At 66.0% G+C, this 11,893-nt stretch carries 10 protein-coding genes; 1 reads left to right on the forward strand and 9 read right to left on the reverse strand.

Annotated elements, in window-relative coordinates; all coding sequences use genetic code 11:
- Together secA and N878_RS02035 are read right to left on the reverse strand one after the other, a co-directional pair.
- A partial coding sequence (gene secA / locus N878_RS02030; protein ID WP_031302604.1) for a preprotein translocase subunit SecA occupies positions 1 to 2,612 on the reverse strand: 2,612 nt, incomplete at its 3' end.
- Between the two features lie 253 nt (positions 2,613 to 2,865).
- Positions 2,866 to 3,786, reverse strand: a complete 921-nt coding sequence (locus N878_RS02035; RefSeq protein ID WP_021442014.1) for a M23 family metallopeptidase — start codon at positions 3,784 to 3,786, stop codon at positions 2,866 to 2,868.
- A gap of 79 nt (positions 3,787 to 3,865) precedes the next feature.
- On the opposite strand from N878_RS02035, the gene N878_RS02040 reads away from it, so the two are divergent.
- Entirely contained in the window at positions 3,866 to 4,321 is a 456-nt protein-coding gene (locus N878_RS02040; RefSeq protein WP_031302605.1) for a DUF721 domain-containing protein, read from the forward strand.
- 89 nt (positions 4,322 to 4,410) lie between these two features.
- On the opposite strand, the gene lpxC is transcribed toward N878_RS02040, so the two are convergent.
- From lpxC to N878_RS02075, 7 genes are all read right to left on the reverse strand, one after another.
- Complete coding sequence (lpxC, locus tag N878_RS02045; protein WP_021442017.1) at positions 4,411 to 5,322, reverse strand: UDP-3-O-acyl-N-acetylglucosamine deacetylase; 912 nt, start codon at positions 5,320 to 5,322, stop codon at positions 4,411 to 4,413.
- Between the two features lie 112 nt (positions 5,323 to 5,434).
- Positions 5,435 to 6,628 carry a cell division protein FtsZ gene (gene ftsZ, locus N878_RS02050; protein ID WP_021442018.1) on the reverse strand — a complete coding sequence of 398 codons (1,194 nt, stop codon included), beginning with the start codon at positions 6,626 to 6,628 and terminating at the stop codon, positions 5,435 to 5,437.
- A 42-nt stretch (positions 6,629 to 6,670) separates the two neighbouring features.
- Positions 6,671 to 7,918 (reverse strand): cell division protein FtsA, encoded by a 1,248-nt coding sequence (gene ftsA / locus N878_RS02055; protein WP_021442019.1) that lies wholly within the window; start codon positions 7,916 to 7,918, stop codon positions 6,671 to 6,673.
- A 14-nt stretch (positions 7,919 to 7,932) separates the two neighbouring features.
- Positions 7,933 to 8,799, reverse strand: coding sequence for a cell division protein FtsQ/DivIB (locus N878_RS02060; protein ID WP_021442020.1), 867 nt, complete (start codon positions 8,797 to 8,799; stop codon positions 7,933 to 7,935).
- A 3-nt stretch (positions 8,800 to 8,802) separates the two neighbouring features.
- Positions 8,803 to 9,744 carry a D-alanine--D-alanine ligase gene (locus tag N878_RS02065; RefSeq protein WP_021442021.1) on the reverse strand — a complete coding sequence of 314 codons (942 nt, stop codon included), beginning with the start codon at positions 9,742 to 9,744 and terminating at the stop codon, positions 8,803 to 8,805.
- Positions 9,741 to 11,183, reverse strand: coding sequence for a UDP-N-acetylmuramate--L-alanine ligase (gene murC / locus N878_RS02070; RefSeq protein WP_021442022.1), 1,443 nt, complete (start codon positions 11,181 to 11,183; stop codon positions 9,741 to 9,743). Before murC ends, N878_RS02065 begins: the two co-directional genes overlap by 4 nt.
- Positions 11,176 to 11,893, reverse strand: a 718-nt coding sequence (locus N878_RS02075) for a UDP-N-acetylglucosamine--N-acetylmuramyl-(pentapeptide) pyrophosphoryl-undecaprenol N-acetylglucosamine transferase (RefSeq protein ID WP_021442023.1), incomplete at its 5' end; no start/stop codon positions are given. The genes murC and N878_RS02075, both read right to left, overlap by 8 nt.

An 11,893-nucleotide genomic window follows, 5' to 3' on the forward strand; every position in this document is an offset into this window, starting at 1 on the left:
CCGAGCGCTTGCGGCTGGGCCAGGGCGGAGGCTTCGGCGTGCTGGAACTGCATGCGCTCGGCCAGGGCCTCGGCCTCGCGACGCAGGCGCGCCTCTTCCTCGGCCGGGTCTTCGCGGCGCACCTGCACATGGCACAGCACGCGGATGGTGTCGCGCTTGATCGACTCCAGCAGGTCCTGGAACAGGGCGAAGGACTCGCGCTTGTATTCCTGCTTGGGGTTCTTCTGCGCGTAGCCGCGCAAGTGGATGCCGTGGCGCAGGTGATCCATGGTCGACAGGTGGTCCTTCCACAGGTCGTCCAGCACGCGCAGCAGGATCTGCTTCTCGAAGGTCCGCAGGGCCTCGGCGCTGGCCTGGGTTTCCTTCTCGTTGTAGGCGGCCAGCAGTTCGGCGAGGATGCGCTCGCGCAGGGTCTCCTCGTACAGCTTGTCGTCCTCGTCGAGCCACTGCTGAATCGGCAGCTTGAGGCCGAAGTCGCTCTGCAGGGTGGCCTCCAGGCCGGCGACGTCCCACTGCTCGGGCATCGACTGCGGCGGGATGTGGCCGTTGATCGCGGCGCTCAGCACTTCCTCGCGGAACTCGGCGATGGTGTCACCGACGCTTTCCGCGGCCAGCAGGCTGTTGCGCATGTGGTAGATCACCTTGCGCTGCTCGTTGGCCACGTCGTCGAATTCGAGCAGCTGCTTGCGCATGTCGAAGTTGCGCCCTTCCACCTTGCGCTGGGCCTTCTCGATGGCGTTGGTGACCATGCGGTGTTCGATGGCCTCGCCGGACTGCATGCCGAGGGCCTTCATGAAGTTCTTCACCCGGTCCGAGGCGAAGATGCGCATCAGGTTGTCTTCCAGCGACAGGTAGAAGCGGCTGGAACCCGGGTCGCCCTGGCGACCGGCACGGCCGCGCAGCTGGTTGTCGATACGCCGCGATTCATGACGCTCGGAGGCGATCACGTGCAGGCCGCCGGCCTCGATCACCTGCTGGTGGCGCTTCTGCCACTCGGCCTTGATCTGCGCGATCTGCTCGTCGGTGGGGTTCTCCAGGGCGGCGACTTCCACCTCCCAGTTACCGCCGAGGAGGATGTCGGTACCGCGACCGGCCATGTTGGTGGCGATGGTCACCGCGCCGGGACGCCCGGCCTGGGCGATGATCTCGGCTTCCTTGTCGTGGTACTTGGCGTTGAGCACCTTGTGCTCGATCTTTTCCTTGTTCAGCAACTGGCTGACGTACTCGGACGCCTCGATCGACGCGGTACCGACCAGGGTCGGCCGGCCCAGGGCCTGGCATTCCTTGATGTCGGCGATGATCGCCTGGTACTTCTCCTCCTGGGTCAGGTAGACCAGGTCGTTGAAGTCCTTACGGGCGACGGCCTTGTTGGTGGGGATCACCACCACGTCGAGGCCGTAGATCTGACGGAACTCGAAGGCCTCGGTGTCGGCGGTACCGGTCATGCCGGACAGCTTGTTGTACAGGCGGAAGTAGTTCTGGAAGGTGGTCGAGGCGAGGGTCTGGCTCTCGGCCTGGATATTCACCCCTTCCTTGGCCTCGATGGCCTGGTGCAGGCCTTCGGACAGGCGACGGCCGGGCATGGTGCGGCCGGTGTGCTCGTCGATCAGGATCACCTGGCCGTTCTGCACTATGTATTCGATGTTGCGGTGGAACAGGGTGTGTGCGCGCAGGCCGGCGTAGACGTGGGTCAGCAGGCCCAGGTTGTGCGCCGAATAGAGGCTCTCGCCCTCGGCCAGCAGGCCGGCGTCGGTGAGCATTTCCTCGACGTACTGGTGGCCCTGCTCGTTGAGTTCGACCTGGCGCGACTTCTCGTCGACCTTGTAGTGGCCTTCCTGAGTGACCACGCCTTCCTCTTCCTCGATGTGCTGCTTGAGGCGCGGGATCAGCTTGTTGATCTCGATATACAGCTTGGAGCTGTCCTCGGCCTGACCGGAGATGATCAGCGGGGTCCGCGCCTCGTCGATGAGGATGGAGTCGACTTCGTCGATCACGGCGAAGTTCAGCTCGCGCTGGAACTTGTCCTCCAGGCTGAAGGCCATGTTGTCGCGCAGGTAGTCGAAACCGAATTCGTTGTTGGTGCCGTAGGTGATGTCGGCGGCGTAGGCGGCGCGTTTCTCCTCCGGCGGCTGGAAGGGGGTGACGATGCCCACCGACAGGCCGAGGAATTCGTACAGCGGCCGCATCCAGTTGGCGTCGCGGCGGGCCAGGTATTCGTTGACCGTGACCACGTGGGTGCCCTTGCCGGACAGCGCGTTGAGGTACACCGCCAGGGTGCCCACCAGGGTCTTGCCCTCGCCGGTGCGCATCTCGGCGATCTTGCCTTCGTGCAGGGTCATGCCGCCGATCAGCTGCACATCGAAGTGACGCATGCCCATCACCCGCTTGCCGGCCTCGCGGGCCACGGCGAAGGCTTCGGGAAGCAACTGATCGAGGGTTTCGCCCTGGCCCAGACGGGCCTTGAACTCTTCGGTCTTGCCGCGCAGTTGCTCGTCCGAGAGGGCGATCATCTGCTCTTCGAGGGCGTTGACGGATTGCACCGCCTTGAGCATGCGTTTGACTTCACGCTCATTCTTGCTTCCGAAAAGTTTTTTCAACAGAGGCGCAAACATATCGACAGGATCTTCCGGCGAATGGATGGAGGTCGGCGCAAATCGCGACCTGGCAGCCAGTGTGGCTGCGGGCGAAGGGGGCATTCTACCCGGAAAAGCCGGGGAGGAAAGTGACGTTGTCTGCCCATTGCTACCGCGTGAGGCGCAGGCCGCGCACGCCCCGGACAATCGCGGCGGCGCGGCATGAACCAATAGGTTGGGGCGAATGCGAGGAATTCAAGCGACGGCGGTTGCCGACCCTTTCAGACGCAACTCACTCGACGCCGCTGGCGCGGGCGATATAGAGCGCGGGATTGACCTGGCGGCCATCCTTGCTGACTTCGAAATGCACGTGATAACCGGTGGAGCGGCCGCTGCGGCCGACCTTGGCGATGGTCTGACCACGCTGCACCAGGTCGCCGATCTGCACCGTGTTGCTCTGGTTGTGCGCATAGAGGGTGACATAACCGTCGGCGTGGCTGATTTCCACCACATTGCCGTAGCCGCTCTTCCTGCCGGAGAAGGTCACCACCCCGGCGGCCACCGCCACCACGTCGCTGCCGGGCTTGGCGGCGAAGTCGACGCCCTTGTGCATGCTCGAACGCCCGGTCAGCGGGTGCACCCGGCGGCCGAACGGCGAAGACATGTAGCCCTGCAGCACCGGCCGCCCGGAGAGGAACTCGGCCTCGCTAAGGCGGCGCTCGCCGAGCAGTTGCTCGAGCACTTCCAGCTGCTGCTCGCGGCTGTCGACGCGCAGGGCCAACTCGTCCAGCGCGGTCATGAACGGCGGCGGCGCATAGGCCGAGGCGCCAAGGGCATCCTCGGCACCGCCCTGGCCGACGTCGAGGGAGAAATCGAATTCACTGGCGTCCAGCTCGGCCAGTTCGGTCAGGCGCTCGCCGAGGGCATCGAGACGGGTCAGGCGCGCCTGCAGTTCGGCGACGTGAGCGGCGAAGGCATCCAGCTGGCGCTGGGCGTCCAGACGTACCGCGCCGACCTGCTCGCGCTGCTGGTCGAGGGCTTCGGCCAGCTGGCTGTCGGCAATGGGTTCGGCGATCAGCCACTTGGCGCCGAGGGCGGCGCCGGCGCCGAGGCTCAGGCTGAGCAGGAGGAACAAAGCCAGCAGCAGCCAGCGCAGGTCGAGATTGATCGTTCGCGCCGAACCGTGCCGGCCGTTGAGCAGGATAATATGCATGGCATCCCCTTCTGGCAGAACCCAGGCTGGTAGCAGGCTCTGCTACCATGACGGCTCTGCAATACTAAGGCCTCCTGCCATGACGTTCCGTCCCTTGCCGGCCCAGGCACCCGCTGCGCTGTTACGCGAAGCCAAGCCCCTGAAAGCGCTGTTCGGTCAGGCGCAACGCCTGGCCCATCTGCAGCGTCTTGTCGAAAGCCAGCTGCAACCAGCCGCCCGGGAGCACTGTCATGTGGCCTCCTGGCGCGACGGCTGTTTGTTGTTGATCGTGACCGATGGCCACTGGGCAACACGCTTGCGCTATCAGCAGCGCAGGCTGCACAGGCAGCTGCAAGCGTTGGAAGAGTTCGCGACCTTAACGAAAATCCTGTTCAAGGTGCAACCGCAAAGCGGCGCGAGTCGTGCGCCCGGTCGCACAATTCACCTCTCCGCCAGCGCCGCGCAGAGCATCCAGGCCGGCGCCGAAGGTATCCGCGATCCCATGCTGCGCGCGGCTCTCGAGCGCCTGGCCAGCCATACCAAGGACGCCGAATAAGCGACCAAGACCGCTCGTCGAAAGAACCAGGCAAAAAAGAGGCCACCCTAGGGTGGCCACTAATTTTGAAGCGAGAAAGAGAGGTCGAACTACACCGCCGCAACCGGGCGCATGTAGGAGATCGGCGCGAGCTTGGCGTCCTCGAAGGTCACCATTTCCCAGGCATCGGTCTGCTCGATCAGGGTGCGCAGCAGGCGATTGTTCAGCGCGTGCCCCGACTTGAAGCCCCTGAACTCGCCGATCAGGCTGTTGCCCAGCAGGTACAGGTCGCCGATGGCGTCGAGAATCTTGTGCTTGACGAACTCGTCCTCGTAACGCAGGCCGTCTTCGTTGAGCACGCGGTACTCGTCGACCACGATGGCGTTCTCCACGCTGCCGCCGAGTGCCAGGTTCTGCGAACGGAGGAACTCGATGTCACGCATGAAACCGAAGGTGCGGGCCCGGCTGACTTCCTTGACGAAGGAGGTGCTGGAGAAATCCACACTGGCGCTCTGCGTGCGATTGCGGAACACGGGGTGATCGAAATCGATCTCGAAGCTCACCTTGAAACCGTCGAAGGGCACGAAGGTGGCGCGCTTGTCGCCCTCCTCCACCGTGACTTCGCGCAGGATGCGGATGAACTTCTTCGGCGCGTCCTGCTCCTGCAGGCCGGCGGATTGAATCAGGAATACAAAGGGACCGGCGCTGCCATCCATGATCGGCACTTCGGACGCGGAGAGCTCGACGTAGGCGTTATCGATGCCCAGGCCTGCCATGGCCGAAAGCAGGTGCTCTACCGTATCCACCTTGACATCACCATTGACCAGCGTGGTCGACATGGTGGTTTCACCGACATTCCCGGCCAGCGCGCGGATTTCCACCACGGGGTCGAGGTCGGTACGACGGAACACGATGCCGCTGTCCACCGGAGCCGGCTTCAGGGTCAGGTAAACCTTTTCCCCCGAGTGCAGGCCGACGCCGGTGGCACGGATGATGTTCTTCAGGGTGCGTTGTCTGATCATGGCTTTGGCCGCTATATCGCTAGTTGCGAACTGTTTTCAACAATGGCCGGGGATGATAGCAGAACCGGCCTTTGCTGAACACCAATCACCCTTATACTCCTGATACATTCCATCAATCGGCCTGACGACGCAGGAACGCCGGAATATCCAGGTAATCGAGATCGTCCTGGGTATTGAGCTTGGCCGCGGTCGCCGCGCCGCCGTGGCTCTGGCGCTGTACGGTGGGACGCTCGTAGTCCTTATAGTTGACCGACTGCTCGCTGCGCGGCTGCGCGGCGGACTGCTGGGCAACCGGCTGGCTGGCGGCGACCTGCACGGTGTTGTCGATCACCTTGACCGGCTTCTCCATGCGCGCGCCGAGGCCGGTGGCGACCACGGTGACGTGCAGCTCGTCGCGCATGTCGGCGTCGATCACGGTGCCGACCTTGACGGTGGCCTGGTCGGAGGCGAACTGCTCGATGATGTTACCCACGTCGGAGTACTCGCCCAGCGACAGGTCCGGGCCGGCGGTGATGTTGACCAGGATGCCGCGCGCGCCCTGCAGGTTGACGTCCTCCAGCAGCGGGTTGCGGATCGCCGCCTCGGTGGCCTCGCGGGCGCGGTTCGGGCCGCTGGCGCAGCCGGTGCCCATCATGGCCATGCCCATTTCGCTCATCACCGTCTTCACGTCGGCGAAGTCGACGTTGATCATGCCCGGACGCTTGATGATGTCGGAGATGCCGCGCACCGCGCCGGCCAGCACGTCGTCGGCCTTGGCGAAGGCGGACAGGAGGCTCGCGTCCTTGCCGAGGATGGTCAGCAGCTTCTCGTTGGGGATGGTGATCAGCGAGTCGACGCTCTCGGCCAGCGCACGGATGCCTTCGTCGGCGATCAGCATGCGCTTCTTGCCCTCGAACGGGAACGGACGGGTGACCACGGCGACGGTGAGGATGCCCAGCTCCTTGGCCACCTCGGCGATCACCGGCGCGGCGCCGGTACCGGTACCACCGCCCATGCCGGTGGTGATGAACACCATGTCGGTGCCCTGCAGGACTTCGGCGATGCGCTCGCGATCTTCCAGCGCGGCCTGACGACCGACTTCCGGATTGGCGCCGGCGCCCAGACCCTTGGTCACGCCTGGGCCGAGCTGCAGCACGGTACGCGCACCGATGTTCTTCAGCGCCTGCGCATCGGTGTTGGCGCAGATGAACTCGACGCCTTCGATGTTGCTGACCGCCATGTGGTTGACCGCGTTGCCGCCGCCACCACCGACACCGATGACCTTGATGACCGCGCTTTGCGGAATGTTATCTACTAGTTCGAACATGATCCCTCTCCTTCCTTTCTAGTTGTAACGCCTACTGCAAATTCAGAAATTGCCTTGCACCCAGCGCTTGAGGCGCTCGAGTACCGGGGTCTTGTTTTCGTCCTGGTAAGGACTGCCCACCGACATGGAAACGCCGTCGTTCTGCTTCTGCAACCCGTACATCAGCAGCCCCACGCCGGTGGAATAAATCGGGTTGCGCACCACGTCGGCCATGCCCTTGACGCTGTGCGGCACGCCGAGACGCACGGGCATGTGGAAGATCTCCTCGGCCAGCTCCACCGCACCTTCCATCTTCGCCGTGCCGCCGGTCATGACGATGCCGGCGGGAATCAGGTCTTCGTAGCCGCTGCGGCGCAGCTCGGCCTGGATCAGGGTGAACAGCTCGTCGTAGCGCGGCTCGACCACCTCGGCCAGGGACTGGCGCGACAGATCGCGCGGCGGTCGGTCGCCGACGCTGGGCACCTTGATGGTTTCGCCGGCACCGGCCAGCTTGGCCAGGGCGCAGGCGTAGCGGATCTTGATTTCCTCGGCGTATTGGGTCGGGGTGCGCAGGGCCATGGCGATGTCGTTGGTAACCTGGTCGCCGGCAATCGGGATCACCGCGGTGTGGCGAATCGCCCCCTCGGTGAAGATGGCGATATCGGTGGTGCCGCCGCCGATGTCGACCAGGCAGACGCCCAGTTCCTTCTCGTCCTCGGTCAGTACCGAATAAGCCGAGGCCAGCTGCTCGAGGATGATGTCGTCGACTTCCAGGCCGCAGCGGCGCACGCATTTTTCGATGTTCTGCGAAGCATTCACGGCGCAGGTGACCACGTGCACCTTGGCCTCTAGGCGCACGCCGGACATGCCCAGCGGCTCGCGCACGCCTTCCTGGTTGTCGATCACGTAGTCCTGCGCCAGGGTGTGCAGCACCCGCTGATCCGCCGGGATGGCCACCGCCTGCGCGGCGTCGAGCACCCGCTCGATATCGGCCGGGCTCACTTCGCGGTCGCGGATGGCGACGATGCCGTGGCTGTTCAGGCTGCGGATATGGTTGCCGGCCACGCCGACGAAGGCCGAGTGGATGCGGCAGCCGGCCATCAGCTGCGCCTCCTCCACCGCGCGCTGGATCGAGGCCACGGTGGACTCGATATTGACCACCACGCCTTTCTTCAGGCCGCGCGACGGGTGCGTGCCGATGCCGACGATTTCCAGCTGGCCGTCGGCCGTCACCTCGCCCACCAGCGCCACCACCTTGGAGGTGCCGATGTCCAGGCCGACGATCATCTTGCCGCTCTGCGCGCTATTCATTGTGCTGCCTCTCCTCAATTCACTTTCTGCTCGGCCGCGGCCGGCTCCACCGGCTCGCGCCAGGCCACGGCCAGGCCGTTGGCGTAGCGCAAGTCGATGCGCGCGATGTTCGCGCTCTGTTCTTTCAGTTCCCGCTCGTATATGGCGGCGAACCGACGCATTTTTTCCACCACGTGATCGCGCCCCAGCAGCAGCTCGATGCGTTGGCCGCTGGCGTTCTCGGTGGCCGAGAGGAACCAGCTGCCGCGCTCGCGCAATTGCAGGCCGACCACGGTAAAACCCAGCGGCCGCAGCAGCTGGCTGAGCATCTGGTACTGCTGCATCACCCTGGGCTGCGCGCGCTTGGGGCCGGACAGCTGCGGCAGGTGCTGATAGTGGTTCAGCTCCTGCGGGGCGAACGCCTGGCCCTGGTTGTTGAGCAGCGCCTCGTCGCCCCAACGGGCGATCGGCAGTTGCTCCTCCAGGCGCACGTCGACCTGGTCCGGCCACACCCGGCGCACCTCGGCGTGGGCGATCCAGGGCATCTGCTCCAGCTCTTCGCGCATGCCGCGCAGGTCGACGCTGAAGAAGCTGGCCTCGATATAGGGGGCGATGCGCCGCTGCACCGCCTGCTGGCTGACATAGGCCAGATCGCCCTGCACGCTGACCTTGGCGATGGGCCGGTCGGCATAGGGCAGCAGACGCAACGCGCCCTCGTAGGCGCCGAAGCCCAAGCCCACCAGCAGCAGCGGCCAGGCCAGACGCCCCACCCAGGAAAAATCCGCCTTGGGCAGGCGCAGGCGCACCGGCTCCTTGGCCACCAGACGGCTGGCGCCACGCGGCGCGGGCTTGCCGCGCAGCGGCGCCCTCAGCGAGTCCTGGTGACGCACGGCCGTGACCATTGCTTAACCCCTCACCTCGACGCTGTCGGCCAGGATCGCCAGAACCAGCTGCTGAAAATCCAGGCCGGCGGCGCGCGCGGCCATCGGTACCAGGCTGTGATCGGTCATGCCCGGTACGGTGTTGACTTCCAGCAGCCAGAACTGGCCGCTGGCATCCTGCATCACGTCGGCGCGCGCCCAGCCCTGAGTGCCCACGGCCTCGCAGGCACGCGCGGTCAGCTCTTTCAGTTCCGCCTCTTTCTCGGCCGAAAGGCCGCAGGGAATGCGGTACTGGGTGTCATCGGCCAGGTACTTGGCGTCGTAGTCGTAGAAGCTGTGTGGGGTGCCCAGGCCGATCGGCGGCAGCACCTGGCCGCGCAGCACGGCGATGGTGAATTCCGGACCGGCGATCCACTGCTCGACCAGCACTTGGCTGTCGTAGCGCGCGGCGTCCTGCCAGGCCGCGATCAGCGCCTCGACGCTGTCGACCTTGGCCATGCCGATACTGGACCCTTCATGGGCCGGCTTGACGATCAAGGGGAAGCCCAGCTCGACGGCGGCCGCCTCGCAGTCGGCCTGTGAGCTCAGCACCGCATGGCGCGGCGTCGGCAGGCCGAGGCTGTGCCAGACCTGCTTGGTGCGCAGCTTGTCCATCGCCAGGGCGGAGGCGAGGATGCCGCTGCCGGTGTAGGGGATGCCGGCGCACTCGAGCAGGCCCTGCATGGAGCCGTCCTCGCCGCCGCGACCGTGCAGCACGATAAAGGCGCGGTCGATCTTCTCGGCATTCAGGCGAGCCAGGAAGTCGTCGCCCACGTCGATGCCGAAGGCGTCCACCCCGGCGGCCTGCAGGGCGCCGAGCACGGCCTTGCCGGACTTCAGCGACACCTCGCGCTCGGCGCTCTTGCCGCCGAACAGCACGGCGACGCGGCCGAAAGCCTTGGGATCGAGGCTAGTGTGCAAACTCATTGCGACTCCCCCACGAACAGCGGGTGCTTGATCAGTTGCGGCGCCACCGCACCGATATCGCCGGCGCCCTGGCACAGCAGGATGTCGCCGGCACGCAGCAGCGGTTTGAGCAGCGGCGCCAGGTCGGTACCGCGCTCGACGTAGATCGGGTCGAGCTGGCCGCGCTGGCGGATGCTGTGGCACAGCTGCCGGCTGTCGGCGCCGGGGATCGGCTCCTCGCCGGCCGGGTAGACCTCCACCAGCAGCAACACGTTGGCCTCGCCGAGCACCTGGACGAAGTCGTCGTACAGGTCGCGGGTACGGCTGTAGCGGTGCGGCTGGTAGACCATCACCAGGCGGCGCTCCGGCCAGCCGCCGCGCACGGCCTTGATCACCGCGGCCACTTCGCGCGGGTGGTGGCCGTAGTCGTCGACCAGCATCACGCTGCCGCCGTCCACCGGCAGCTCGCCGTAGACCTGGAAGCGTCGACCGACGCCCTGAAAGCCCGACAGGCCGGCGACTATGGCGGCATCGTCGATGCCCTCGTCGGTGGCGATGGCGATGGTCGCCAGGGCATTGAGGACGTTGTGATTGCCGGGCATGTTGACCGACACGTCGAGCGGCGCGCAGTCCGGGCGCAGCACGGTGAAGTGGGTGCGCATGCCTTCCTGACGCACGTTGATCGCGCGCACGTCGGCGTCCTCGGCAAAACCGTAGGTCACGGTCGGGCGGCCGACCTGCGGCAGCAGCTCGCGCACCACCGGATCGTCCACGCAGAGCACGGCCAGGCCGTAGAACGGCAGGTTGTGGAGGAACTCGATAAAGGTCTTCTTCAGCACATTGAAGTCGCCGCCATAGGTGCTCATATGGTCGGCGTCGATATTGGTGACCACCGAGACCATCGGCTGCAGGTGCAGGAAGCTGGCGTCGCTCTCGTCCGCCTCGGCGATCAGGAAACGGCTGGAGCCGAGCTGGGCATTGGTGCCGGCGGCGTTGAGGCGGCCGCCGATGACGAAGGTCGGGTCCAGGCCACCGGCGGCGAACACCGAGGCCAGCAGGCTGGTGGTGGTGGTCTTGCCGTGGGTGCCGGCCACCGCGATGCCGTGGCGGTAGCGCATCAGCTCGGCGAGCATCTCGGCGCGCGGCACCACCGGAATGCGCCGCTCCAGGGCGGTGGCGACTTCCGGGTTGCGGGCGTTGACGGCGCTGGACACCACCAGCACGTCGGCCTGCTCGGCGTTCTCCGCGGCATGGCCGATGAAGATCTTGGCGCCGAAGTTTTCCAGGCGTTCGGTCACCGCCGAGGCCTTGAGGTCGGAGCCGGACACTTCGTAGCCCAGGTTGAGCAGCACCTCAGCGATGCCGCACATGCCGGCGCCGCCGATGCCGACGAAATGGATGCGACGGATACGGCGCATGCGCCGCACTTCGGCCTTGACCGCGGCGGGCGACTTAGCCATGGGCCACCTCCTGGCAGATATCGACCACCGCGCGGGTGGCGTCGGGCTTGGCCAGGCGACGCGCGGTGGCGCCCATGGCGGTGAGTTTTTCCAGGTGCATCAGAACCTCGGTGAGCTGCGCGGCGAGCTTGGCCGCGTCAGTGGCGTGTTGCGGAAGAAGGACGGCCGCGCCCTCCTTCGCCAGGTATTCGGCGTTGCGGCTCTGGTGGTCGTCGATGGCATGCGGCAAGGGCACGAGAAACGACGGCAGACCGGCGGCGGCCAGTTCGCTGACGGTCAGCGCACCGGCGCGGCAGATCACCAGATCGGCCCAGCCGTAGGCACGGGCCATGTCCTTGATGAAGGGCGCGACCTCGGCTTCGACCGCGGCATTGCGATAACGCTCCGCGGTGACCTCGGCGTGTTGCTTGCCGGCCTGGTGGAACAGCTGCGGGCGCAACTCGGCCGGCAGCAGGGCCAGGGCCTCGGGCAGCAGCTTGTTCAGCGGTTCGGCGCCCAGGCTGCCGCCCAGCACCAGCAGGTGCGGCTTGCGCCCGGCCAGCGGTTCGCGCGGGGTCTCGAGGAACAGCTCCTCACGCACCGGGTTGCCGGTGGTACGGCGCTTGTCGGACGCGGCGAAGGTATTCGGGAAGGCCTCGCAGATACGCGCGGCGATGCGCGACAGCAGGCGGTTGGCGGTGCCGGCCACGGCGTTCTGCTCGTGGATCACC

This window comes from Pseudomonas sp. EGD-AK9 (assembly GCF_000465935.2).
GTDB lineage: Bacteria > Pseudomonadota > Gammaproteobacteria > Pseudomonadales > Pseudomonadaceae > Aquipseudomonas.